Source organism: Planococcus dechangensis (assembly GCF_042654465.1).
In the GTDB taxonomy this organism is placed as follows: domain Bacteria; phylum Bacillota; class Bacilli; order Bacillales_A; family Planococcaceae; genus Planococcus; species Planococcus dechangensis.
The window spans coordinates 626,314-650,469 of the sequence record NZ_JBHSGL010000005.1; the positions used below are offsets into that span (position 1 = coordinate 626,314).

Below are 24,156 nucleotides of genomic sequence, written 5' to 3' on the forward strand. Positions count from 1 at the left end.
GAACACCGTGATTCGTGTACTTTGCATAAAAGTACATTCTCCATACTATCACTTCACGGGGTTTGCCGCAAGAGCTATATTGATTTATTTTTCCTCTTGCAAACGCGCAAGTATGCTTTTCTGTTTGTCCGTCAGTTCCAGCTTCTCCAGCAAATCCGGCCGGCGCTCGAGCGTGCGTTTTAAGCCTTGTTCTTCTCGCCAGTCGTCGATCTTGGCATGGTTGCCAGATACCAGTACATCCGGCACACTATGGCCTCTGAAGACCGCTGGGCGTGTATAATGCGGATGCTCCAACAGCCCTGTTGAAAACGAATCGCGCACCGATGAGTCGCTATTGCCGAGCACGCCTGGCAACAACCTGACCACACTATCAATCACCGTCATCGCAGCCAGCTCGCCGCCGGTCAAAACGAAATCACCGATGGAAATTTCATCCGTCACCAAATGTTCCCGGATCCGCTCATCATAGCCTTCGTAATGGCCGCATATAAAGACCAGCTCTTGTTCATGTGCGAGCTCTTCCGCCTTCTGCTGGGTGAAGCGCTCGCCTTGCGGACACATCAAGATGACGCGCGGCTTGTTCTCCGATGTCTGCAAACTTTCGACGGCATTGAATACAGGCTCAGGCTTGAGCACCATGCCGGCGCCTCCGCCGAATGGATAATCATCCACTTGGCGCTTGTTGTTCGCAAATTCACGAATATCGACGACACCTAAGCGAACCGCCCCTTTTTCCTGTGCCTTTTTCATGATCGAATGCTGGAAAACGCCTTCGAACATGGGCGGAAATAATGACAGCACTTGGATGTTCATCATGACAACAAGCCTTCTAACACTTCGATGGTAATGGTTTTAGTGTCGACGTCGACTTTTTTAACCACATCTTCGATATAAGGGATATAATGTTTTTTGCCTGTTTCCGGGCTCACTTCCCAGACATCGTTGGCGCCGGTTTCCAGAATCTCCGTGACGGTACCGATGTCTTCGCCTTCTGTTGAAACGACACGGCATCCAAGAATCTCATGATGATAGAAAGCATTTTCCTCGAGTTCTCCGAGATCGTGTTCAGCTATCTTTAAATAACCTTCTTTGAACGGTTCCACATCACTGATGTACGGATAACCTTCAAAGGTTAATAAATCGAAGTTTTTATGGTTGCGGTGGCTCGCCACTGTCACCATGATTGGTTTTTTGGCACCGACTGTAAACAAGCCGAGCTTATTGCCGACCGCAAAACGTTCTTCCGGAAAATCGGTGCGTGACATTACCCGCACTTCGCCGTTGATTCCGTGAGTATTGACTATTTTTCCTACGTTAAACCATTCCACGCATAAACACCCTTCCTGCATTTTTTCCTGACAAAAAAGGAAGGAACCTGGGCTCCTTCCTTTTTCAATCCACAATATCGAGATACGTTTTTTTCTTATGATAATTTCCTGCTGCTGAATAGACGACAGAGCGTACAGCTTTCGCCACACGTCCTTGCTTGCCGATCACTTTCCCCGTATCGCTTTGATGCACGGAAAGCTTGTAGACGACTCGGTTAGTGTTTTCGTCTTTTTCAATACGAACTTCTTCCGGATAATCAACTAGCGGCTTGACGATCGTTTCAATCAGCTGCTCCATAAGAACGCTCCCTTACTTGTTTAGTTTTTCGTTATGGAATTTTTCCATAATGCCGTTCTGAGAGAACAAGTTGCGCACTGTGTCAGACGGTTTAGCGCCATCATGAAGCCATTTCAACGCCAATTCCTCGTCAATTTTAACTTCAGCTGGAACTGTCAGCGGGTTGTAAGTACCTACTGTTTTGATCTGACGGCCGTCACGTGGAGCACGTGAATCAGCGACTACGATACGGTAAAAAGGAGACTTTTTAGCTCCCATACGTTTTAAGCGAATTTTTACTGCCATTTTATTAAGCACCTCCGAATAGTTTCACACAAGATATTATATTAGCAAGCTTTAAAAGGTTTGTAAAGTATTTTTTCTTAACACTACTAAATTTACTTGAAAAGCGAGTCCAGGCCTGGCATCGACATCTTTTTCTTGCCCTTTTTGCCGCCCATTCCGGACATTTGTTTCATCATTTTCTTCATGTCTTCAAATTGCTTCAGCAAGCGATTGACGTCTTGGATCGACGTGCCGGAACCGCGGGCAATCCGTTTTTTGCGGTTTGCGTTGATGATTTCCGGCGTCGTTTTTTCCTGGATCGTCATCGATCGGATAATCGCCTCGACGCGCCCCATTTGGCTTTCATCCACTTTGGCGTTTTCGAGCCCTTTGATTTTGTTAGCTCCTGGAAGCATTTTTAAAATCTCATCGAGCGGTCCCATTTGTTTCACTTGATCCAATTGTTCGAGAAAATCATCGAATGTAAATGAAGACGTGCGGAATTTTTCTTCCAACTCCTTAGCTTTCGCTTCATCGACATTGGTCTGCGCTTTTTCGATCAACGACAACATATCGCCCATACCGAGAATACGGGAAGCCATGCGTTCCGGATGGAAAGGCTCGAGCGCATCCATCTTTTCTCCAGTCCCGATGTATTTGATTGGTTTTTCCGTCACTGTACGGATCGACAAAGCGGCACCGCCGCGTGTATCCCCGTCGAGCTTCGTCAAGACCACTCCGGTAATGCCGATCGCCGCGTTGAAGCTTTGCGCCACATTGACGGCATCTTGACCGGTCATCGCATCGACAACAAGGAAAATTTCATCCGGCTCTTTGATCGCACGGATATCTTTCAATTCCTGCATCAAATCTTCGTCGACATGGAGACGCCCTGCCGTATCGATGATGACGGTATCGAGGTGCTCCGCTTTTGCGTATTCAATTGCTTCGCGTGCAATGTCGACCGGGTTCGCTTCTGTGCCTTTGGAGAACACCGGCAACGATAATTGCTTGCCGATTGTCTCCAGCTGATTGATCGCGGCCGGTCGGTAAACGTCTGCTGCCACCAACAAAGGCTTGCGGTTGTTCTTTTTGCGCAACACCCCTGCAAGTTTCCCAGTAGTCGTCGTTTTACCGGCACCTTGCAGACCCACCATCATGATGACTGTCGGCTGACGCGTTGAGAATTCGATTAGGCTTTGCTCGCCGCCCATCAGTTTTGTCAATTCATCTTTAACGATCTTTACAACTTGTTGGCCAGGCGTCAAGCTTTCCATTACTTCAAGTCCGACAGCCCGTTCGCTGACTTTCTTGATGAACTCCTTGATGACTTTTAAGTTGACGTCCGCTTCAATTAAGGCAAAGCGGACTTCACGCATCATCTCTTTGACGTCTGCTTCAGACAACTTCCCTTTGCCTTTGATCTTGGTCATCGTCCCTTGCAGGCGTTCAGATAATCCTTCAAATGCCACTGTTATCGCCTCCTAATCCCATTCCTTCAGTTCGTCCAGAAATTTCTGGACATTTTCGTCTGTGAATGGCTGTTTTTCAAAAGTTGAGACGAGTTGCTGGCGCCGCTGAAATTTTTCGAACAGCTCAAGCTTCTCCTCATATTCTTCAAGCATCGCTTCTGTACGGCGGATATTGTCATATACCGCCTGGCGGGTAATTTTATACTCTTCAGCGATCTCACCGAGCGAATGGTCATCCAAGTAGTACAAGCTCATATAGCTGCGCTGTTTGGGCGTCAGCAGCTCCTGATAGAAATCAAAAAGATAGTTCATTCTTGTCGTTTTTTCCAGTCCCATCATTGACGCTCACCCCAATCATACTCTTGTATACCATACTGAATCCCCGACACTCCGTCAAGTAATTTTACTTGTCTGAATCAGGTGTTTGCCGTTCTTCCTGGTCCAATCCTTCAGCAAACAAACCGTAGACGTATTTTTGCGGGTCGAACGGCTGCAAATCATCCAGTTTTTCACCTAAGCCGACGAACTTCACCGGAATATTGAGCTTGCTGCGGATCGCCAGCACGATGCCGCCTTTTGCCGTACCGTCGAGCTTCGTCAAGACGATGCCGGTCACTTCCGTCACTTCTTTGAAGGTTTGCGCTTGGACCATGGCGTTTTGCCCAGTCGTGGCATCGAGTGCCAATAACACTTCATGGGGTGCTCCCGGAATTTCACGGGAAATGACGCGGTGCACTTTCTGCAATTCATTCATCAAATTGACTTTGTTCTGCAAGCGCCCTGCCGTATCACAGATCAACACATCGATGCCGCGTGATTTGGCCGCGCGGACAGCGTCATACATGACTGCTGCCGGGTCGGATCCTTCGCTTTGCTTGATGGTTTCAACACCGACGCGTTTTCCCCACACATCAAGCTGGTCGATAGCTCCTGCCCGGAACGTATCCCCTGCAGCGAGCATGACCGATTTGCCTTCGTTTTTCAGGCGCTGCGCCAATTTACCGATCGTTGTCGTTTTCCCGACACCGTTAACGCCAACCATCAAGATGACGGTCGGGCCGGATTCTGCAAATGTTAGCTCGCTCAATTCCTGTTCTCCGGATTCGTAGATTTCTACCAGTTTTTCGGAAATGACCGACTGCACATTTGACGTGTCCTTGACATTTTTCCGCTGCACTTCATAACGCAGCTCTTCCATCAATTCCATGACTGTTTCAAAACCGACGTCCGCCTGCAGCAGCACCTCTTCCAATTCTTCGAAAAAGTCCTCATCCACTTTGCGATAGCGCGCTACCAGGTCATTGATTTTTGAGGTGAAACCGGTTCGGGTCTTGCTTAATCCTTCGCGGTATTTCTCGGTTGATTGTTCTTCTTCTGCATTGGTAATGAATTTATCTTTCAGCTTTTTAAAGAAACTCATAGACTCACTCCTTATTTGATGTCTTCCTGCAACTTCACGGAAACCAACTTGGAAATGCCGGATTCCTGCATGGTGATGCCGTATAATACGTCTGCCCCTTCCATCGTCCCTTTGCGGTGTGTAATGACGATGAACTGAGTGTCTTCACTGAATTTTTTCAAGTACTGACTGTAACGCACGACATTCGATTCATCAAGCGCCGCCTCGACTTCATCAAGCACACAAAAAGGTACAGGGCGCACTTTCAAGATGGCAAAAAGCAATGCAATTGCAGTCAGCGCACGCTCTCCGCCCGATAATAAACTTAAATTTTGCAGTTTTTTACCAGGCGGCTGTGCAATGATATCGACTCCTGTCAAGAGCAGGTCCGCGGGGTTGGTCAATACAAGGTCGGCTGACCCGCCACCGAACAATTCACGGAACACGACACGGAAATGGCTGCGAATCGCATGGAAAGTTTCATCAAAGCGCAAAGTCATTTCTTCGTCCATTTCCTCGATCAATGTACGCAATGTATCTTTCGCTTCGTTCAGGTCGTCACGCTGCTCACTTAAGAACCGGTGGCGTTCCGCTACATGTTCATATTCTTCGATCGCGCCGATATTGACGGTGCCGAGTTCATCGATCGACTGCTTGAGAAGCTTGACTTGCTTTCTGACAGCCGCTTCCTCGTCTTGCAGGGAATAGCTGCTGGCTGTTTCCAGATCCATTTCATAATGGTCTTCGAGCTGGCCGAGCAGTCCTTGCAACTGAACTTCCAGGCGCGTCGATTTGACATCGCAAATGCGCACCGATTCGGTGAACCCTTTATGGACACGGCTTTGCTCGCGCAATTGCGCTTCCAAACTATCGAGCTCTTGTTGAAGCTTGCTGCGTTCGCTGCGAGTCGTTTCGATGATCTTTTTCGCTTCTTGCCGTGCAGTTGCCCAGCGTGTGATTTCCGCTTCGATTTCTTCATCCGAGTAGCTTTTTTCTGCTTCCTCCGACTGAATCCACATAAGCTCGCGTTCCAAGTTTTCGAGCCTTGCGACACTGCTTTCTTCACGCTCAAGCAATTCCGCCGTTTGAGAAGTGAGCTGTTGGATGCGCTCTTTGCGAACCGCCATGTCCGACTTGTGTTCAGCAAGCTTGCTAAGCAGCTCATCTCTTGCCGTTTCCTTTTGCTGTTTGAAACCGGTCAACTCTTCAATTTCTGCTGTTAAGCTTTCAAGTTCGAGCGCAACTTCGCCCATTCGCTTGTCCGCCTCTTGTTTGCGGTCCGTGAGTCCTGACAGTTCTTGTTTGGATTGCTGTTCAGCGCGGAACAAGGCAAAGCGATTGTTCGTGGTTTTCCAAACGGCTTCAATTTCGCGCAAGTGAATGGCGCTCTCCGCTTCTAGTTCACGGTAGCGCTCACCTTCTGCGCGAAGCTGTTCGAGCTGTTCTTTAGCCGTTTCCGCGCGTATTTTCAACTCGCGGACTTTCCCTTCAGCATCGCCTATCGTTTGATGAAGTTCTCCAGCCTGTTTTTGCAATTGCTCGAGTTCCGCTTTCCGCGTAAAAAAAGAGGCCTGGTTTTTCGTTGCGCCACCGGTCATGGAACCACCTGCATTGATGACATCGCCATCTAATGTCACGACACGGTAACGATGGCTGATGACTTTCGCGATAGCCGTTGCGCCGTTTAAATCTTTTGCGACAAGCACGTTGCCGAGCAAATTCTGGAAAATCATCGCATATTGATCGTCGTAACTGACAAGTCGTGATGCAATATCAACAAATGCCGGATGTTCAGATACCGATTGCACCACTTGTTGCGGAACGTGTCGTGCTTTCATGACCGTCATCGGCAGGAATGTCGAGCGCCCTGCCCGCTTGTTGCGGAGAAAGCGGATCGCCTCGCTTGCAGCTTTTTCATCTTCAGTCACGATATGCTGGCTCGCAGCACCAAATGCTGTTTCAATCGCTTTGGCATAGCTTTGGTCCACGTCCGCCAATTCGGCGACCGCTCCGATGATCCCGCTCAGCTCACGACGTTCTCTTGCCTGCAGCACTTCGCGGACGCCATGGAAAAATCCGGAATAATCCGCCTCCAATTCCTGCAAGGTCTCGATGCGTGCAGTCAATTGTTTATGCGATTGGTATGCCTGGAACAGTAGCGATTGCTTATTGTCGTAACTCTCCGCCAATTGTTTAAATTGCACTTCCTGGTGCTTGAAGCGCTGGCGTTTATTGTTCAGGTCTTCGTGCATTTCATCATAAGCTTGTTGCGCCTGTTGCTTTTCTTTTTCCAAGCGCGCCAGCTCTTTGGCGAATGCTTCTTGCTGGGCAGCCACGCGACCGCTTGATTCAGCCATTTGCTGTTCCTGGAAATCGATGTTCTTCAATTCATTTTTCAAACCGGCTTGTTCGTTCATCAATTCGATGTATACCGATTTCTTCGATTCGATTTCGTTGTCAATATCCGCTGGGGTCAGGTTCAGCTGTGTTTCCAGCTGTTGGATGGATTTCCGCACTTGCTGCTGCTGTTGCTTCTGCTGATCCAATAAAACCGATTGCTCCGAGCGTCTCACTCGTATCTTATTCGATTGCTCGCGCTCAGCTTTGATCGACTCTTCCAAGCTTTGGCGTTGGCGATCTGCATTGCTTTTTTTCTCGGACATGAGCAATTTACGGCCTTCCCATTTCTCCGACTCGGAGCTCGCTTCCACTAGAGCTGCTTGTGCCGCATCCACTTCATTATCCTGCGCTTGAACCGAGCGTCGAGTTTCGGAGATCTTGCGTTCGCTGTCGGCAATTTCCTCGCCCAATAGTCTCTCTTTTTCTGTGAGTTGCTGTTTTTCATCTATCAGGTTTGTTAACTGAGCGGTTAAGCTGTTAGCATCATAAGCCAATAATGCAATATCCGCATCTTTTAACTGAGCGCTCATGTCGAGATAGTCGCGCGCCGTGGATGCCTGGATCTGAAGAGGCTCCATGCGGCCGTCGAGTTCATGCAAAATATCGAGCACACGGTTCAAGTTTTCATCGGTTTCGTTCAGCTTGAACTCCGCTTTACGTTTGCGCTGTTTATATTTCAAAACACCGGCCGCTTCTTCAAAAATAGAACGGCGTTCGTCCGCTTTGCTGTTCAAGATTTCATCTACACGACCTTGGGAAATGATGGAAAAAGCTTCTTTTCCTAACCCTGAATCCATAAATAAATCAGTGATATCTTTTAGCCTGCACGCTTGTTTATTCAGTAGATAAGCGCTTTCTCCACTACGAAAAACCCTTCTCGTTACACTGATTTCACTGTAATCGAGAGGGGCTTTGCCGTCGGTATTATCCAATATGAGTGTCACTTCTGCAAAGTTCAATGCTTTCCTTGATTCGCTGCCGGCAAAAATGACATCTTCCATTTTTGCGCCGCGCAATGATTTTGCTGATTGTTCTCCTAGTACCCAGCGAATCGCATCTGTTACGTTGCTTTTGCCGCTGCCATTCGGTCCGACTACGGCCGTGACGCCCGGTACAAAATCAATGCCGACACGGTCAGCAAATGATTTAAATCCGATAACTTCCAATCTTTTCAAAAACATGTTCAATCCTCCGCTGTTTCCTGCAGTTTGCGAATGGCGAGCTGTGCTGCTTTTTGCTCTGCCTCTTTTTTAGATCGCCCGTCGCCAACACCGAGTTCCATGTCACCCAAGGAAACACGCGTGACGAAGACGCGGCTATGTGCAGGACCCTTTTCTTCGATGATTTCATAACTTAACACGCCGTTGTTTTCTTGCTGCACCAGTTCCTGCAATTGACTTTTATAATCCATCGCATGCGAAAAAGCACCGATTTCCACTTTCGGAAACAATACAACCTCTAAAAAGGCAACGACCTTCTCGAGGCCCTGATCCAAGTATAATGCCCCGACGAATGATTCAAAGACATCCGCAAGCAACGCCGGACGCGTTCTCCCGCCGGTCAGCTCTTCCCCTTTGCCGAGCAGGATATACTTGCCCAAATTGAGTTCATTGGCAAATAAGACAAGTGACGGCTCACAGACAATCGAGGCGCGCAGCTTCGTCAATTCCCCTTCTGTCATTTCAGGATATTTCATATAGAGAAAATGGGATACGGACAATTCCAGCACCGCATCGCCCAAAAATTCAAGGCGTTCGTTGTCTGTGAAATGTCTTCTTCGATGCTCATTCACATAAGATGAATGGGTAAACGCCTGCTGCAGGAGGGCAGGTGTTGTAAATTGGATATCCAGCTCTTTTTGCAATTGTTCAAATGCCTGCTTAGTACTTTCTTTCAATGCCATCTGCTTGGCTTGCTTTGGTTTTCGGTTCATCGCCATGATTATCTGCCTTCCTCTACTGTTCTCTTGTTGATTTTACCTGTTTTTCGGGCATTGTGCAAAAAGAGAATTGACGCACAGCTGGGCTGTGCGTCAATTTGAGTTGCTATCAAGCTGGGAAGATTCCCAATATATTACTTAAGCTTGTTTTTTTTCAATGTAAGTTACTGCGTCGCCTACTGTCGACATACCTTCTGCATCTTCATCAGAAATTTCCATGTCGAATTCGTCTTCAAGTTCCATGACCAATTCCACTACATCCAATGAATCCGCTCCAAGGTCGTTTGTGAAAGATGCTTCAGGTTTCACTTCGCTTTCTTCCACACCAAGACGATCTACGATTACTTTGGTTACACGTTCCAATACTGTTGACAATGTCGTCACCTCCCCTCAAATGAGTATACCGAATAAATGTCTACATGACCATGCCGCCATCCAAATTCAAGGTTTGGCCCGTCACATAACTTGCTTCATCCGATGCTAAAAACAATGCCGCATTTGCTACATCTTCCGGTGCGCCGAAACGCGCAAGCGGAATTTGTGACAGCATGCTCTTTTGTACGTCTTCGCCGAGTTTTTCCGTCATATCGGTTGTGATGAAACCAGGGGCTACAGCATTCGCTGTAATACCGCGGCTGGCAAGTTCACGAGCGGTCGTTTTCGTCAAGCCGATAACGCCTGCTTTGGCTGCCACATAATTTGCTTGTCCTGCGTTGCCCATGACGCCGACGATCGACGCGATATTGACGATGCGCCCATGACGCTGTTTCATCATTTGGCGTGTGACAGCTTTCGTGCATAGGAAGACGCCTTTTAGATTGGTGTTGATGACATCATCCCACTCGTCTTCTTTCATGCGCATCATCAAATTGTCGCGCGTGATGCCGGCATTGTTGACCAGAATGTCGATCGAACCGAATTGTTCCATCGCTGCATCGATCATCGCTTTTACTTCAGCTGCATCTGCGACATTTGCTTTGACAGCAATCGCCTTCCCGCCAGTCTGCTCGATTTCCCGAACGACCGCCTCCGCTTTTTCTTGGCTGCCGCTATAGTTGACGACGATATTGGCGCCTTGTTCAGCGAAGCATCGGGCGATGGCTGCCCCGATACCGCGGGACGCTCCTGTAATAATCGCTGTTTTACCCGTTAGTTTGCTCATTGTGTCAGCTCCTCTACCGCTTTCTCGAACGACTCCAAATCATAGACGGGAATAACCGTCACCGAGCGATCGATTTTTTTCACTAAGCCGCTCAGCACTTTGCCGGGGCCGATTTCGACAAAAATTGTCACACCGAGCTCGATCATGCGTCGAACCGATTGCTCCCATAACACCGGTGAGTACAGCTGGTGCACGAGTAGATCCTGAATTTGTGCCGCATTGGTTTCCGGCTCCGCTTTGACGTTTGAGACGACAGGGATTTTCGCATTGAGCAGGAATGATTCACTCAACACTTTCGCTAAATCCTGGGATGCTGAACGCATTAATTCGGAATGGAACGGTCCGCTGACGTCAAGCGGTATGGCGCGTTTTGCGCCGCGCTCTTTTGCCACGATACAAGCTTGCTCGACGCCGGCTTTTGTTCCGGAAATGACGATTTGGCCAGGACAGTTCAAATTGGCCAATTGAACGACTCCCGTGCTGTCAGTCACTTCATTCGTCACGTTTTCCAGGTCTTCGCTGCTCATGCCTAAAATAGCAGCCATTGCGCCTTCACCAGCCGGAACCGCCTCGTTCATGTACAGCCCGCGCTTATGGACCACGTCCACGGCTTTAGGAAATTCCAAAACTTCGGAAGCGACCAGCGCACTGTATTCACCTAAGCTATGTCCTGCAGTATAATCCGGGCGTATCCCTGCTCGCATAAGCCGTTCTGTAATCATCGAGCTGACGGTCAGCAGCGCCGGTTGTGCGTGATACGTCAAGGTCAGCTCTTCTTGGGGGCCTTCGAGCATCAATTTCGATAAGCTTTTCTCCATCACCTGGTCGGCGCTTTCGAAAAACTGCCGGCTCTTGTCGTCTTCCAGGAAGCTTTCGCCCATCCCGACTGTTTGGGATCCTTGCCCCGGATATATAAATGCGATTTTCTTTCTCATGAAGTTTGTTCCTCCTTCAATGTGCTGTATATCTTGCCGGCAACATCATATTCGACCATTGTACGCGCTTGGCGAATGGCATTATAAAATGCTGTACCATTGGATGAACCATGTGCTTTGATGACCGGTGCATTCAAGCCGAACAGCCCGGCACCGCCATATTCACTGTAATCGAGCATGCCTTTTAACGAGCTTAAGTCATTTTTCACGAGCATCGCCGCGAATTTGGTTTTTGCAGATGACATGAACACGTCTTTAATCATGGCGAAAACATTCATCGCCGTCCCTTCGATCGTCTTCAGGACCATATTGCCTGTAAACCCGTCCGTGACGACGACATCTGCCGCGCCGTTCAACAGGTCGCGCGATTCAACATTGCCGATAAAATTCACCGGCGCCTGTTGAAGCAGCGGAAACGCTGCTTTGGTCAGTTCATTGCCTTTTTTCTCTTCGGTTCCGATATTCAACAAACCGACTGTCGGATTCTCGATGCCTCTTACTTTTTCGGCATAAATGCTGCCCATAATCGCAAATTGAACGAGGTGTTCCGGTCTGGCATCGGCATTCGCGCCTAAATCGAGCATCAAAAAACCTTTGCCATCGATCGTCGGTAAGGTAGGAGCCAATGCCGGGCGTTCCACTCCGTCGATGCGTCCGACGATGAATAGCCCAGCGGACATCAGGGCCCCTGTGTTGCCGGCGGATACCGCCGCATCAGCAGTGCCATCCTTGACAGCTTGAGCCATGCGGACCATCGACGAATCTTTTTTGCGCCGCACGGAACGGACCGGGTCATCTTCTGATTCGATCACTTCAGCACAATGGATAATCGTCAGACGTTCCTGCTCGGTTATGTACTCGCTGATTTTCTCTTGCTGTCCGTAAAGTAGGATTTCTACGTCTTTAAACGCTTCGAGCGCTTTTTTGACGCCTTCAATGATTTCTTTCGGGGCATGATCGCCGCCCATTGCATCGATAGCTATTTTCACGAATGCTCACCTTCACTTTGTTCAGTCATGCGGTACATTTCAAATGTCCCGATAAAAACTACAGCCTGGTCGACCGTCGACACCACTTTCACGAATGCGCGATTCTTTTGAGGCTGGCGGTCCGTCACTTGCGCTTTGGCAACGATCCGCTGGCCAGCTTTGACCGGCTTGAGAAACTGCAGCTCAGACTTTACCGTCAGAGCCAGTTCTTCATTCATTACTGCCACCGCCAAGGAATTCGCCTGTGCAAACAAGTGATGGCCTCTGGCAATGCGGTTTCGTTGAAAGACGTGTTCCGGCCTAACATCAAATATTGATATAGCTTTATTGTCTAATTCGATATCGATGATTTCACCGATCACTTCATCGATCGGCAACGATTTCACTTCATCGCCGAAGGTTTTTTCCGCTACATGTTTAATGCGTTCCCGGAGTTCCGGTATCGACAGCTCCATCCGGTCGAGCCGAATCGTTTGAACGCTGACGCCGAATTCTGCCGACAGTTCTTCATCCGTCACAAAAGGATTGTCTTTGATCGACGCTTTCAGCGCTTGCTGCCGTTCTTTTTTAGGTTTCCTCACTATGTCACCGCCCGCTATTAGCACTTGGTACTAATATGAGTATATAAACAACAAAAAAAGAATGCAAGGAAAATCGCTATCCCTGCATTCTAATCGAGCCTTCCGCCTTCGAGCACACCTGAATCCCGAAGCATCGAACGAAGGCATTTTGTTTCTTCGGAAGTCCAAAACGACTCGCTGGCAATCAAAGTTTCGGCATCTTTCCTGGCCGCCTCAAGCGCGCGGTAATCATGGATCAAGTCTGCCATACGGAACTCCGGAATCCCGCTTTGCTTGCGGCCGAAGAAATCTCCCGGCCCTCGCAACTCCAAGTCTTTTTCAGCTAGAATAAAGCCGTCATTCGTTTCGGTCATCGAGTTCATCCGCTCTTTGCCTATCTCGGTTTTCGGATCTGCCAGCAGCACGCAGTAAGATTGCTCACTGCCACGACCGACGCGGCCGCGCAATTGATGAAGCTGTGACAAGCCGAAGCGTTCAGCATCATAGATCAGCATGAATGAGGCATTCGGCACGTTGACTCCGACTTCAACGACCGTTGTCGATACGAGCACGGCGATGTGGCCTTCAGCAAATTCGCGCATGGTCTGCTCTTTCTCGTCAGGATGCAAGCGGCCGTGCATAAGGCCAACCTTATGGCGCCCGTCGAAATAAACCGTCAGCTGCTGGTACAACTCCACGGCATTTTGGTATTCCAAAGTTTCGGATTCTTCGATCAGCGGTGCAATGACATATGCTTGCCTGCCAGCCTGCAGCTCTTTTTCCATACGGCCGACAATTTTGCCGAACATTTCTTTTTTCATCCAATATGTTTCGATTTCTTTTCTTCCAGCCGGCATTTCATCGATAACCGACACATCCATTTCTCCGAACGCAGATATGGCGAGCGTTCTCGGAATCGGCGTCGCGGTCATGAACAAGACATCAGGATTCAAGGCTTTGTCTTTCAATACGCGGCGCTGGTCGACGCCAAAGCGGTGCTGTTCATCGGTGATGACGAGCCCTAAATTGCTGAACAGGACTTCCGGTTGGATCAATGCATGGGTGCCGATGAGGATGTCGATCTCATGTGCAGCTAGCCGCTTCAACACTTCTTTACGCTTTTTTCCTTTGACGGAACCTGTTAACATCGCGACGTTAACGCCAAACGGCCGGAACCATTCTTCTAATGTGTTGGCGTGCTGTTCTGCAAGGATTTCAGTCGGCGCCATGAGCGCTCCTTGCTTGCCAGCCGTCACGGCCGCATACAAAGCAATTGCTGCCACGACGGTTTTACCGGAGCCTACGTCTCCTTGGAGCAGCCGGTTCATGCGAAACGGCTCTTTCATATCGCGGCAAATTTCATTGACGACCCGCTTTTGGGCGCTCGTCAAATCAAAAGGCAGCGCATCGATGAACGCTTTCAATCTCACAAGATCGTAATCGATGAATGACCCGCCTTCAGCTTCACGGTTTTTCTTGCGCAGCGCTTGCATCTTCAACTGAAACAACAATAATTCCTCATAGACAAATCGACGCCGTGCTTGTTTCAGTGCCTCGCCGTTTGCCGGGAAATGGACGGTTTCAAGTGCTTCTTCGAATGGCAATAATTGATATTCCCGACGCAACGAATCTGGCAAACAATCGGCCAACTGGCCTTTTGTCGCATCTAGCCCTTGGCGCATCAGTTTGCGGAAGGTTTTTTGGTGCATTGCGCCCTTCAAACTATAGACTGGTTCAAAATCCGCGCCGTCTGTCCGCGGGCCGATCGAATGGCTCGAGACGGTAATCAATTGCCGCCCGCGATCCCATTTGCCGGTCAAACTGATGACGGCGCCGATCTGCAATTTGGTTTTCACATAATGCTGGTTAAAAAAAACAGCTTTGACTAGATGACGCCCAACGAGGACGCTGACTGTCGTACGGGATTTGTTTTTCCCTAAAAAAAGGACGGAAGGTTCACTTTCGACCCTTCCCTCCACCGTTACCCGTTCATTATGGGGCGTTTCCGCCAAATCCTTCAACTGAAAATCCTCATGGCGATACGGGAATGTCATGACCAATTGTTCGACTGTCTCGATGTTCATGTCCCGCAAGGTTTCAGCTGCTTGCTTGCCGACCCCCTTCAAAGAAGAGACCGGAACTTTACTGTCCACTGCCGACTACCGATCCGCCGAATATTTTTGCTTCAAGCCATTTACCGGTCGGCGTCGCCGCAAGGCCGCCTTTAGCCGTTTCGCGGAAAGCACTCGGCATCGCTTGTCCGATTTCGAACATTGCGCTGATGACTTCATCACAAGGAATGCGGCTTGTTACTCCGGCAAGCGCCATGTCTGCAGCTACTACCGCATTGGCGGCACCCATTGCGTTGCGTTTGACACACGGTACTTCGACGAGCCCCGCCACAGGGTCACAGACGAGACCGAGCATGTTTTTCATCGTGATGGCGAAAGCTTCTGAACTTTGCTGAGGTGTGCCTCCAGCCATTTCAATGATCGCTGCAGATGCCATCGCAGCGGCTGATCCTACTTCCGCCTGACAACCACCGGCTGCACCGGAAATCGATGCATTGTTCGCCACGACAAACCCGAATGCACCGGAAGTAAAGAGATAACGGATCATCTGTTCACGTGTCGGGTTCAATTTGTTCTGCACCGCAAACAATGTACCCGGTACAACACCTGCAGAACCTGCAGTCGGCGTGGCGCAAATCGTGCCCATGGCCGCATTGACTTCATTGGTTGCCACCGCTTTGCTGACGGCATCGAGCAGCAAATCGCCCGACAAGCTATTGCCTTGCTGCATATACTTTTGAAGCAATACAGCATCGCCGCCCGTCAAGCCGGATACAGAATGAACACCTTTCAAGCCTTTTTCAACAGCTTCTTCCATGACCGTCAAATTGCGGTCCATCTGCTGCATAATATCTTCTCGCGAACGGTCTGTGATAAGCATTTCCTGCTCGATCATAATTTCCGAGATGAGCTTGCCTTCCTGTTCCGCCCGCTCGACCAATTCCCTTACATTTCGGAATAAAACATCCATTTTTCTTACCTCCAATTCAGTCGGCGATACGCGTCACTTGTGTGATATTGGGCAATTCGCGCAGTTCTTCCATCACTGGCACGCCAACGTTTTGATCGACTTCAATGACCATCAGCGCCATGTCGCCGCGTTCTTTCCGTGACACTTCCATATGGCCGATGTTGATATCGTATTTATATAAACAATTTGCTACATTCGCGATACATCCCGAACGGTCGTCGTGAACGACGAGAATCGCCGGGTGATTGCCGGATAACCTAAGCGGAAACCCGTTCAGTTCCGTGATTTCGATTTTGCCGCCGCCGATGGAAATGCCCATCATCGACATTTCGGATTTATCGTCGCCAATGACGACGCGCGCCGTATTCGGATGATCGACATTTCCGGTTTCAGGAATAAATTCAAACTTCATGCCCAGTTTTTCCGCTTCCTCAAAAGAAGTTTTGATGCGTTCATCGAATGTATCATAATCGAGCAGCCCGCCGACAATCGCGACATCCGTTGAATGCCCTTTATAGGTTTCGGCAAACGATCCGTACAAATGGATCTTCGCCCATGCAGGCTGTCTGCCGAAAAGGTCGCGTGCCACTCTGCCGATGCGTGCGGCTCCTGCCGTATGGGACGACGACGGTCCGATCATAACCGGGCCGATTATATCAAAAACAGATTTGAACTTCATGCCCAAACCCCTCACTTTCCGCTTTGTATAGCTTCATTTTACACGAAATACCTATGAGAAACAAAGATATTAAAGCGCATACATAGTTATAGCCCTAAGTCTTGATGGCTATTATCATCATGCATCATCTCAATTGGCTTATCTTAACCGGCAAATAGCATGCTGCTATTTTAGCCAATTAAAAAAGCAAAGGTCCGGTGCCTAGTGCCCGGACCTCCGCCATTCATCACTCTACTGCTAAAATATACGGATACAACGGCTGCTTGCCGTTGTGGATTTCCACTTCAACTTCGTCGTTCAAAGATTCAATGAACGCCGCCAATTTTTGTGCATCCGCTTCTGCAACGTCTTCTCCGTAAAGGATTGTGACGATTTCAGCATCCGCATCAACTAGTTTTTTGCAGAGCTCTTCTGTTACATGTTCTAAGCTGGTATCCGAAATGACGATTTTGCCTTCGGAAATTCCCATAAAGTCATCTTTTTTAATGGTGATGCCGTCGATCGATGTATCCCGCACTGCAAATGTTACAGAACCCGACTTCACATGCTTGATGGCATCGCTCATCACATCCTGGTTTTCGCTGACAGCCGCTTGTGGATTGAATGCCAAAAGCGCAGACATTCCTTGAGGAACGTCTTTAGTCGGCACAACCGCCGCTTCGATATCAAGCAGTTCGGCCGCTTGTTCAGCAGCCATGATGATATTTTTATTGTTCGGCAGGATCAGCACACGTTCTGCACCAATCGAACGGACCGCATTGACGATGTCTTCGGTTGAAGGGTTCATCGTTTGGCCACCTTCAATCACATAAGAAGCGCCGATTGAACGGAGCAGCTCAGCCACTCCTTCACCCATCGCAACCGTGACGATGGCATATGGATGCTTGGTCTTTTCGGCAACCGCCGCTTTGTTATGGTCTTCTCCGACTAAGTCGGTATGCTGTTGGCGCATGTTTTCAATTTTCATGCTGATTAAGCTTCCGTATTCCTGGCCGTATGTAAGGACTTTGCCGGGCTCTTCGGAATGGATATGGATTTTGGCGATTTCATCGTCGGAAATAACCAATAAGGAATCCCCGTAGCCACTGAGGTCCGTACGGAATTCAGCTTCGTTGAATGAACGCTTGCCACCTTCGAACTTGACCATGAACTCGGTGCAATAGCCGAATTCGATATCTTCCGTATTCATGAATCCGGCGATATTTTTATGATGTTCTGCACTGACCAGTTCATCCATGGAATTATCTGCATGTTTCTCAGGCAATGCTTCGCCTTTCAAAGCGGCAAGGAACCCTTCGTACACAAAGACCAACCCTTGCCCGCCGCTGTCGACAACACCAACTTCTTTGAGCACCGGCAATAAATCCGGAGTGCGCTCGAGTGAAGCTTTCGATTCAATGACGATTTCTTCAAACAAGCGGATGATATCTTCTTCACTGTCCGCAAGGCTCATGCCTTTGGCTGCTGAATCTTTTGCGACAGTCAATATCGTGCCTTCGACCGGTTTCATGACCGCTTTATAAGCTGTCTCTACACCGTGCTGCAAAGCTTCTGCCAGTTTTTTTGCCGAAAGCTCCGGCTCATCCGCAATATACTTGCCGAAACCTCGGAACAATTGGGACAAAATGACACCTGAGTTGCCGCGTGCCCCCATCAATAAGCCTTTCGATAAAGCGCTTGCTGTTTTACCGATATGTTCTTGTGCGTGGGCTTCTGTTTCTTTCGCACCGGATGTCATGGATAAATTCATGTTTGTCCCTGTATCGCCGTCAGGCACAGGAAAGACATTTAATGCATCTACATAATCCGCATTCTGGAACAAATGGTGCGAACCCATCTGCACCATTTCCGCGAATTTCACTCCGTTTAATGACTTCATAACCGACTTTTCCTCCTCTTACGGGTTCGTCACACGAACGCCCTGGACATAAATGTTTACCGCACTAACCGGCATGCCCAATGTTTTAGTTATCGTATATTTCACTTTGGACTGGACTTGATACGCCACTTCCGAAATTTTTGTTCCGTAGCTGATGATTACGTACATATCAATAATCAAATCTCCGTCTTCTTGGCGCACAAGGACCCCTTTGGCGAAATTCTCTTTGCGGAGAATATCCGTCAGGCCGTCGCGGAGTTGGTGTTTGGTTGCCATTCCGACAATTCCGTAGCATTCGATGGCAGCACCGCCGGCTATTTGAGCTATTACATCATTGGAAATATCGATTTGACCATATTCGTTATTCAACTCAATCGACATTAAAATTCCTCCTCGAGTCCTATTTCACTCTTTACATTCTACATGAAAGGCCTTTATAAGAAAAGCCACCGTTTTGTAGTGTAAAGGTTTTTTTCTTGAAAGGGGGTGATTTCTACTTGCGCCTCTGTTTTTTCTATGGTAAATTATTAAAGTATGTGAAACGAAAAACGAACTGAAATTCTATGATAATTTTCAGCTTCACTTGTGAGGAGGGACTTACATGCCAAAAGTATGTGCAGTATCTGGACGTAAAGCTCGTGCAGGAAACAGCCGTTCACACGCGTTGAACTCGACAAAACGTACATGGGGAGCTAACCTTCAAAAAGTTCGCATCCTTGTAGACGGCAAGCCGAAACGTGTATGGGTTTCCGCAAGAGCATTGAAATCAGGAAAAGTTGAGCGCGTATAAAACGCTCATGAATAATGCCAGGCTGACAATTGTCAGCCTGGCATTTTTTCGTGCGTTCAATCGGAACTTTCAATGACGATCAAATGACCTCCAGTAAATTTCACCGTTCCGCTTGATTTCAGTTCATTGCTGATAAAGCGCGTTGAACCGAACGGAATCAACTCATCGGACACCGGATATTTAAATCCTTCTATCGTAAAACCGCTGACCTGTTCTGCAAACGGATAAAACGAAACGTATGCATAAGATGAATCAGCTTCCATTTTATATGACCCTGGCTCCATGAAGCGAATGCGGTTTTGCTTGTTCAAAACGATAAATGCAACGTCCGGATAACGCCTTTGATAAGCAAAGACAATATGCAGCGCCGCCATGTAATGATCGAGCCGGCCACCTGTCACGCCGGTAATGACGACTTGATCCGGATTGTAATGCATTGCCTTCTCAAGCGCAAGCTCCGTATCGGACTCGTCTTTTTCTGCCGGCGACCGTTCGAGCTGGGGAAAGCCCACACGAATCTGTTCATACTCCTCGTCCGTAACCGAATCAAAATCCCCGATCGCTTCTGACGGCTCGATGCCTTGACCGAGCAAGGTCATGACCCCGGCATCCACCCCAATATGAACGGCCCCTTTGAAAAGAGAAAGATCCGGCAATTCATCTGCCGGACCTCCTGCTGTTAAAACGACAATCATAAGAGTGCCCCTTGACCTGCTTGTTTAATATTGTGCAACGCAAGTGCACGGTCTTCTTTGCCAAAAATAGCGGAACCAGCGACAAATACATTGGCCCCGGCTTTTGCACAAGAAACAATCGTTTCTTCGTTAATGCCCCCATCGATTTGGATATCGACAGACAAGCCTTGTTGTTTAACCATTTCGGCCAATTGCGCAACTTTCGGTACGACCGAATGAATGAATTTCTGTCCGCCGAATCCCGGATTGACTGTCATGAACAAGACCAAATCGATGTCTTCAAGCACATGCTGAATTGTCTCTACAGGCGTATGTGGATTCAAGACGACACCCGGCTTGACGCCGAACGACCGAATCAATTGAATCGTGCGGTGAAGATGGGGGCATGCTTCGACATGTACCGTAATATAGTCCGCTCCAGCTTTCGCAAAATCTTCGATATAGCGGTCTGGATTTTCAATCATCAAGTGGACATCAAGCGGAAGTTTCGTCAATGGACGAAGCGCATCGACGACGATCGGGCCCATCGTGATGTTCGGCACAAAATGACCGTCCATGACATCGATGTGGATCCAATCGGCTCCTGCTTTTTCGACTTCCTGTACTTCTTGGCCAAGCTTGGCGAAATCTGCTGCTAAAATGGAAGGTGCAATTTTAATCATGTGAATACCTCGGCTTTCGATTCATAATTTCTTCCAAAAACTTCAAATAATGCTTGTGTCGGTAGGCGGGAATCTCTCCTGTTTCCACCGCTTTTTTAATGGCGCATTTCGGTTCGTTCAAATGCAGGCATTCCCTGAATTTACATGCCCCCGAGCGCTGTTGCATTTCCGGAAAGCACGCCGACAGTTCTTCTTTTTCCAGCTGATCGAAATCAAATGAACTGAACCCTGGCGTATCTGCAAGCAGCCCGTCGTTGACACCGATCAATTCTACGTGGCGCGTTGTATGTTTTCCGCGGTTCAATGCCTGGGAAATATCATCGGTCTTCAATTTCAATGAAGGCAAAATTGTATTGAGCAGCGTCGACTTGCCGACGCCGGATTGGCCGGCGAGCACGCTCGTTTTACCTTTCAGCACCGGCATTAGCCTCTGTTGCAAAGTCGGATCGTCTTTGTACGTCTCGATCACTTCATAGCCGATATTTCGGTAATCCTCAACGTAGCAGTCGAGCGCCGCACGTTCGGCTTCTGTGATCAAGTCCATTTTGGTCAGGCAAATGACCGGTTGGATATCGAACGATTCAACGGCCACGAGAAAGCGGTCCAACAGCAGCGGATGAAAATCCGGCTGCTTGGCCGAGAACACCAAGATCGCTTGATCGACATTGGCGATCGGCGGGCGCACCAGCTCGTTTTTCCGTTCTTCGATATCAAGTATCGTTCCCTCGCGATCGTTATCTGCCTTATACTCTACAAAATCACCGACGAGCGGTGCAATTTGGCGGTTTCGGAATATCCCCCGCCCGCGGCATTGTGTATAGCGTTCCCCATCTTCATCCAGCACATAATAAAAACCGCTGAGTGCTTTTCGGATCTGTCCTTTCGGCATAGCATCACCCCTTATTTTATATTGTCATCATTAATCGGCGTTGTCGTATTCGACCGTGTTCTCCAAAATGATCGTCGCATCCCGTACGATTCGGTAGGAAGCACTGGCACCTTCCACGATCTGCATTTCGATTTCGTGCTCAGTCGTTTCAGTGATGGTGAATTCTTCGACCGGTTCTACCATGCTCTGATTCTGGTCTTGAATATAGACCCGGATCGTCTGTTCGACGGGATCTTCCCCGTCACCGGCAGGCTCTGCCGGTTCATAGGGAATTTCTACTGTTTCGACGTAAGTCCTCACCGGAAGTTCAGCACGCCCTGATGATAGAACCACTTCAATCGTACTGCCTACTTCCAGCATCTCGCCGCTTGCAACGTTTTGCGATAACACCAAACCTGCCTCAACCGTATCCGAAGTTTCTTCCCTAATAATACGGATATTGAATCCTGATGAACGGGCATATTCACTCAATTGAGATTCGTCGAAACCGCTCAAGTCAGACACTTCACGCATGTCTGCCCCTTTGCTGACCACAAACGAGATTTCAGCTTCGCTGATGATTACTTCTGTGCCAGCTTCCGGGCTTTGGCTTAAGATGGTGCCTGGCGCTTCGTCAGAAAATTCTTCCCGGGTTTCGGCAGGCGCGAAGTTCGCTGATTCGAGCAGTCGCTGCGCCTGTTCGATGGAACTGCCTACATAATCGTCCATCTCAGCGGTTTCTTTGCCAGCACTGACAAATAAACTGATTCCGCTTTCACGATCGCGCATTTTTCCTGCTTCTGGAATCGTTCGAATTACACGGTCTGCTTCCACTTCTTCTGAAAACTCATCTTCCTCTTCGTCAATGATAAACCCAGCGGCCGTCAACTCTTCCACTGCCTCAGCACGTTCCATGCCAGCTACATCCGGTACGGCTATTTGCCGGGCTTCAAACAATCCAGGGAATGCAATTGCTATAATAATTCCCGCTAACAGCATTACCCCGATAACCCCTAGAACAATCGGCATTTTCTTACGCTTCTTTTTCTTTACCGGCTCCACAGGAGGAGATTTTTTGGCTTTCGGCAATTCCATCGTTTTCGTTGCGTCCGCTTGTTCATATGCACCGCTGTCTTTGATGGCCGGCATCGCACGGGTCTCCCCTTCATCTACAGGAACTGCAAATCTAGCTTCGTTCAAACGTTCAGGATTCAACGCGGTCGATAGATCTTCCGCCATTTCATCAGCCGATGCGTAACGGTATTGAGGGTTTTTGGTAGTTGCTTTTAAAACGATATTCTCCAAGCTTTGCGGGAGGTCCGGAACGAGATTTTTCAAAGACGGCGTTTCTGTCTGGAGATGTTTCAATGCAATCGCCACTGCAGATTCACCGGAGAACGGCAGTATGCCTGTCAGCAATTCGAACATGACGATGCCCAATGAGTATATATCCGATTTTTTATTGGCCATGCCGCCACGCGCTTGTTCTGGAGAGAGGTAATGCACAGTGCCGAGAACCGAGTTCGTCTGCGTATAGGAAGTGGCACTTAATGCCATCGCTATCCCGAAATCCGAAATTTTGACATTACCATCATCATCAACCAGGATATTCTGCGGCTTAATGTCTCTATGGACGATGTGATTGTGATGGGCATGAGCCAGCGCCGAAGCCAGCTGCTTCATGATTTCCACAGCACGCTCCGGTTCGACCGGGGAATGCTTGATGATGTATTCTTTCAGCGTATCACCTGGTACGTATTCCATGACCAGGTAAGGCAAGGCATTTTCTTCTCCAACATCAAAAATAGTGACGATGTTCGGGTGATCAAGGCTCGTTGTGGATAGGGCTTCGCGCTGGAAACGGCGTCGAAGCTCTTCTTCGTTAGAAAAGTCGTAGCGCAGCACCTTGATTGCCACGTCACGGTCAAGGATCATGTCATGCGCCAAATAAACATTAGACATGCCGCCGCTGCCAATTGCCTCGAGAACTTTATAGCGACCATTAATTCTTTTACCGATCAACATCGCTATACCTCCTCACCGCGCGGTTTCATCAATACAAAAGAGATATTGTCTTCTCCGCCGTGCTCATTGGCCAGCCTAGTGAGCGCTTTGCCTTTTTGTGCGAGTGAAGCCTGTGATCGCACAATGGAGGAAATTTCCCGTTCACTTAATTTATTGCTCAAACCATCTGTACAAATCAACAGATACGGAATTCCCGAAAGAGAAAAGCGGTGCATTTCACGTTCGATATCCGGCTCTGTGCCAAGCGAGCGCAAAATCCAGTTTTTCTTCGGATGTTCTTCCGCTTCCTGCTGTGTGATTTCGCCGTTATCGACCAATACATTGACGTAAGAATGATCACGCGTCATCAATTCTACCGTCGCGCCGATAAGATAAACCCGGCTGTCGCCAATGTGGCAAAGCACACAATCCTCATCTTCGATCAATGCCGCGATCAACGTTGTGCCCATTCCCTTGCATTCAATATGGTTCAGCGCATGCTCATATACATATCGGTTCACTGCTAACACCTGTTCGGACAGCCAGTCTTTTTTTGATTCGGCCGTACCGAAGGCCGCTTCTTCTGCTTCTAAGAATTTCCGGCTAAGTTCTTCGACCGTTAGACGGCTGGCCACGTCCCCTGCATTATGCCCGCCCATGCCATCGGCAACAAGCGCCAGCACTAATCCACTCGGGCGTTTTAGTACTGCGGCACGATCTTCATTGACTTCCCGTACTCTGCCGGTATCGCTTTCGATTACATACTGGAACAATAGTGTACACCCCGCTTT

Annotated in this window: 25 protein-coding genes; 1 reads left to right on the forward strand and 24 read right to left on the reverse strand. The window is 48.7% G+C overall.

Going from position 1 to position 24,156, the window contains the following annotated elements; all coding sequences use genetic code 11:
- Positions 1 to 84: 84 nt before the first annotated feature.
- The 19 genes from trmD to ACFO5U_RS06445 form a co-directional block, all read right to left on the reverse strand.
- Complete coding sequence (trmD, locus tag ACFO5U_RS06355; RefSeq protein ID WP_377279469.1) at positions 85 to 813, reverse strand: tRNA (guanosine(37)-N1)-methyltransferase TrmD; 729 nt, start codon at positions 811 to 813, stop codon at positions 85 to 87.
- On the reverse strand, positions 813 to 1,328 hold the full coding sequence (rimM, locus tag ACFO5U_RS06360; protein WP_377277675.1) for a ribosome maturation factor RimM: 516 nt from the start codon (positions 1,326 to 1,328) through the stop codon (positions 813 to 815). The genes trmD and rimM overlap by 1 nt, the downstream gene beginning before the upstream one ends.
- Before the next feature lie 64 nt (positions 1,329 to 1,392).
- On the reverse strand, positions 1,393 to 1,626 hold the full coding sequence (locus tag ACFO5U_RS06365; protein WP_215104890.1) for a KH domain-containing protein: 234 nt from the start codon (positions 1,624 to 1,626) through the stop codon (positions 1,393 to 1,395).
- A 12-nt stretch (positions 1,627 to 1,638) separates the two neighbouring features.
- On the reverse strand, positions 1,639 to 1,911 hold the full coding sequence (gene rpsP, locus ACFO5U_RS06370) for a 30S ribosomal protein S16 (RefSeq protein ID WP_058383567.1): 273 nt from the start codon (positions 1,909 to 1,911) through the stop codon (positions 1,639 to 1,641).
- Between the two features lie 92 nt (positions 1,912 to 2,003).
- Positions 2,004 to 3,362 (reverse strand): signal recognition particle protein, encoded by a 1,359-nt coding sequence (gene ffh, locus ACFO5U_RS06375; RefSeq protein ID WP_377277676.1) that lies wholly within the window; start codon positions 3,360 to 3,362, stop codon positions 2,004 to 2,006.
- Positions 3,363 to 3,374: 12 nt separating this feature from the next.
- Entirely contained in the window at positions 3,375 to 3,698 is a 324-nt protein-coding gene (locus ACFO5U_RS06380) for a putative DNA-binding protein (protein WP_377279470.1), read from the reverse strand.
- 67 nt (positions 3,699 to 3,765) lie between these two features.
- Positions 3,766 to 4,782: a signal recognition particle-docking protein FtsY gene (gene ftsY, locus ACFO5U_RS06385; RefSeq protein ID WP_377277678.1), complete on the reverse strand. Its 1,017-nt coding sequence runs from the start codon at positions 4,780 to 4,782 to the stop codon at positions 3,766 to 3,768.
- 11 nt (positions 4,783 to 4,793) lie between these two features.
- Positions 4,794 to 8,342 (reverse strand): chromosome segregation protein SMC, encoded by a 3,549-nt coding sequence (gene smc, locus ACFO5U_RS06390; protein WP_377277680.1) that lies wholly within the window; start codon positions 8,340 to 8,342, stop codon positions 4,794 to 4,796.
- A 2-nt stretch (positions 8,343 to 8,344) separates the two neighbouring features.
- Complete coding sequence (gene rnc / locus ACFO5U_RS06395) at positions 8,345 to 9,100, reverse strand: ribonuclease III (protein ID WP_377277681.1); 756 nt, start codon at positions 9,098 to 9,100, stop codon at positions 8,345 to 8,347.
- A 138-nt stretch (positions 9,101 to 9,238) separates the two neighbouring features.
- Positions 9,239 to 9,475 carry an acyl carrier protein gene (locus tag ACFO5U_RS06400; RefSeq protein ID WP_058383561.1) on the reverse strand — a complete coding sequence of 79 codons (237 nt, stop codon included), beginning with the start codon at positions 9,473 to 9,475 and terminating at the stop codon, positions 9,239 to 9,241.
- 40 nt (positions 9,476 to 9,515) lie between these two features.
- Positions 9,516 to 10,262 carry a 3-oxoacyl-[acyl-carrier-protein] reductase gene (fabG, locus tag ACFO5U_RS06405; RefSeq protein WP_377277683.1) on the reverse strand — a complete coding sequence of 249 codons (747 nt, stop codon included), beginning with the start codon at positions 10,260 to 10,262 and terminating at the stop codon, positions 9,516 to 9,518.
- Positions 10,259 to 11,197, reverse strand: a complete 939-nt coding sequence (gene fabD, locus ACFO5U_RS06410; RefSeq protein ID WP_377277684.1) for an ACP S-malonyltransferase — start codon at positions 11,195 to 11,197, stop codon at positions 10,259 to 10,261. The genes fabG and fabD overlap by 4 nt, the downstream gene beginning before the upstream one ends.
- Positions 11,194 to 12,186: a phosphate acyltransferase PlsX gene (gene plsX / locus ACFO5U_RS06415; protein WP_377277686.1), complete on the reverse strand. Its 993-nt coding sequence runs from the start codon at positions 12,184 to 12,186 to the stop codon at positions 11,194 to 11,196. The genes fabD and plsX overlap by 4 nt, the downstream gene beginning before the upstream one ends.
- On the reverse strand, positions 12,183 to 12,767 hold the full coding sequence (gene fapR, locus ACFO5U_RS06420; protein WP_377277687.1) for a transcription factor FapR: 585 nt from the start codon (positions 12,765 to 12,767) through the stop codon (positions 12,183 to 12,185). Before fapR ends, plsX begins: the two co-directional genes overlap by 4 nt.
- Positions 12,768 to 12,856: 89 nt before the next feature.
- A complete protein-coding gene (recG, locus tag ACFO5U_RS06425) occupies positions 12,857 to 14,899 on the reverse strand; it encodes an ATP-dependent DNA helicase RecG (RefSeq protein WP_377277689.1) in 2,043 nt (680 codons plus the stop codon).
- The gene (sdaAA, locus tag ACFO5U_RS06430; RefSeq protein WP_377277691.1) at positions 14,889 to 15,788 is read right to left on the reverse strand and encodes an L-serine ammonia-lyase, iron-sulfur-dependent, subunit alpha; all 900 of its coding nucleotides are present in this window, start codon (positions 15,786 to 15,788) and stop codon (positions 14,889 to 14,891) included. The genes recG and sdaAA overlap by 11 nt, the downstream gene beginning before the upstream one ends.
- 16 nt (positions 15,789 to 15,804) lie before the next feature.
- Positions 15,805 to 16,467 (reverse strand): L-serine ammonia-lyase, iron-sulfur-dependent subunit beta, encoded by a 663-nt coding sequence (gene sdaAB, locus ACFO5U_RS06435; protein ID WP_377277693.1) that lies wholly within the window; start codon positions 16,465 to 16,467, stop codon positions 15,805 to 15,807.
- Positions 16,468 to 16,693: 226 nt separating this feature from the next.
- Positions 16,694 to 18,346, reverse strand: a complete 1,653-nt coding sequence (locus ACFO5U_RS06440; protein ID WP_377277694.1) for a DAK2 domain-containing protein — start codon at positions 18,344 to 18,346, stop codon at positions 16,694 to 16,696.
- Positions 18,347 to 18,364: 18 nt separating this feature from the next.
- Entirely contained in the window at positions 18,365 to 18,727 is a 363-nt protein-coding gene (locus ACFO5U_RS06445) for an Asp23/Gls24 family envelope stress response protein (protein ID WP_377277696.1), read from the reverse strand.
- A 220-nt stretch (positions 18,728 to 18,947) separates the two neighbouring features.
- Between ACFO5U_RS06445 and rpmB the strand changes: the two genes are divergently transcribed.
- On the forward strand, positions 18,948 to 19,136 hold the full coding sequence (gene rpmB, locus ACFO5U_RS06450) for a 50S ribosomal protein L28 (protein WP_058383551.1): 189 nt from the start codon (positions 18,948 to 18,950) through the stop codon (positions 19,134 to 19,136).
- A gap of 56 nt (positions 19,137 to 19,192) precedes the next feature.
- Here the strand turns inward: rpmB and ACFO5U_RS06455 are convergent, their stop codons facing one another.
- Genes ACFO5U_RS06455 through ACFO5U_RS06475 form a run of 5 tightly spaced genes read right to left on the reverse strand, consistent with a single transcriptional unit; the run spans position 19,193 to position 24,138 of the window.
- Complete coding sequence (locus ACFO5U_RS06455) at positions 19,193 to 19,831, reverse strand: thiamine diphosphokinase (RefSeq protein ID WP_377277698.1); 639 nt, start codon at positions 19,829 to 19,831, stop codon at positions 19,193 to 19,195.
- On the reverse strand, positions 19,828 to 20,493 hold the full coding sequence (gene rpe / locus ACFO5U_RS06460) for a ribulose-phosphate 3-epimerase (protein ID WP_377277699.1): 666 nt from the start codon (positions 20,491 to 20,493) through the stop codon (positions 19,828 to 19,830). The genes ACFO5U_RS06455 and rpe overlap by 4 nt, the downstream gene beginning before the upstream one ends.
- On the reverse strand, positions 20,486 to 21,382 hold the full coding sequence (rsgA, locus tag ACFO5U_RS06465) for a ribosome small subunit-dependent GTPase A (RefSeq protein ID WP_377277701.1): 897 nt from the start codon (positions 21,380 to 21,382) through the stop codon (positions 20,486 to 20,488). Before rsgA ends, rpe begins: the two co-directional genes overlap by 8 nt.
- A gap of 30 nt (positions 21,383 to 21,412) precedes the next feature.
- A complete protein-coding gene (gene pknB / locus ACFO5U_RS06470) occupies positions 21,413 to 23,386 on the reverse strand; it encodes a Stk1 family PASTA domain-containing Ser/Thr kinase (protein ID WP_377277703.1) in 1,974 nt (657 codons plus the stop codon).
- Between the two features lie 2 nt (positions 23,387 to 23,388).
- Positions 23,389 to 24,138 (reverse strand): Stp1/IreP family PP2C-type Ser/Thr phosphatase, encoded by a 750-nt coding sequence (locus ACFO5U_RS06475; protein WP_377277705.1) that lies wholly within the window; start codon positions 24,136 to 24,138, stop codon positions 23,389 to 23,391.
- Between the last annotated feature and the right edge of the window lie 18 nt (positions 24,139 to 24,156).

Bases quoted from the DNA above. Each gene is read 5' to 3' on its own strand.
- trmD (WP_377279469.1), bottom strand. From the start codon at position 813: ATGAACATCCAAGTGCTGTCATTATTTCCGCCCATGTTCGAAGGCGTT.
- ACFO5U_RS06365 (WP_215104890.1), bottom strand. From the start codon at position 1,626: ATGGAGCAGCTGATTGAAACGATCGTCAAGCCGCTAGTTGATTATCCG.
- rpsP (WP_058383567.1), bottom strand. From the start codon at position 1,911: ATGGCAGTAAAAATTCGCTTAAAACGTATGGGAGCTAAAAAGTCTCCT.
- ACFO5U_RS06380 (WP_377279470.1), bottom strand. From the start codon at position 3,698: ATGGGACTGGAAAAAACGACAAGAATGAACTATCTTTTTGATTTCTAT.
- ftsY (WP_377277678.1), bottom strand. From the start codon at position 4,782: ATGAGTTTCTTTAAAAAGCTGAAAGATAAATTCATTACCAATGCAGAA.
- smc (WP_377277680.1), bottom strand. From the start codon at position 8,342: ATGTTTTTGAAAAGATTGGAAGTTATCGGATTTAAATCATTTGCTGAC.
- rnc (WP_377277681.1), bottom strand. From the start codon at position 9,100: ATGGCGATGAACCGAAAACCAAAGCAAGCCAAGCAGATGGCATTGAAA.
- fabG (WP_377277683.1), bottom strand. From the start codon at position 10,262: ATGAGCAAACTAACGGGTAAAACAGCGATTATTACAGGAGCGTCCCGC.
- fabD (WP_377277684.1), bottom strand. From the start codon at position 11,197: ATGAGAAAGAAAATCGCATTTATATATCCGGGGCAAGGATCCCAAACA.
- sdaAA (WP_377277691.1), bottom strand. From the start codon at position 15,788: ATGGATGTTTTATTCCGAAATGTAAGGGAATTGGTCGAGCGGGCGGAA.
- sdaAB (WP_377277693.1), bottom strand. From the start codon at position 16,467: ATGAAGTTCAAATCTGTTTTTGATATAATCGGCCCGGTTATGATCGGA.
- ACFO5U_RS06440 (WP_377277694.1), bottom strand. From the start codon at position 18,346: ATGAAGTCATTAAACGGAGTGAAATTCGCGGAAATGGTGCAGATGGGT.
- ACFO5U_RS06445 (WP_377277696.1), bottom strand. From the start codon at position 18,727: ATGTCGATTGAGTTGAATAACGAATATGGTCAAATCGATATTTCCAAT.
- rpmB (WP_058383551.1), top strand. From the start codon at position 18,948: ATGCCAAAAGTATGTGCAGTATCTGGACGTAAAGCTCGTGCAGGAAAC.
- ACFO5U_RS06455 (WP_377277698.1), bottom strand. From the start codon at position 19,831: ATGATTGTCGTTTTAACAGCAGGAGGTCCGGCAGATGAATTGCCGGAT.
- rpe (WP_377277699.1), bottom strand. From the start codon at position 20,493: ATGATTAAAATTGCACCTTCCATTTTAGCAGCAGATTTCGCCAAGCTT.
- rsgA (WP_377277701.1), bottom strand. From the start codon at position 21,382: ATGCCGAAAGGACAGATCCGAAAAGCACTCAGCGGTTTTTATTATGTG.
- pknB (WP_377277703.1), bottom strand. From the start codon at position 23,386: ATGTTGATCGGTAAAAGAATTAATGGTCGCTATAAAGTTCTCGAGGCA.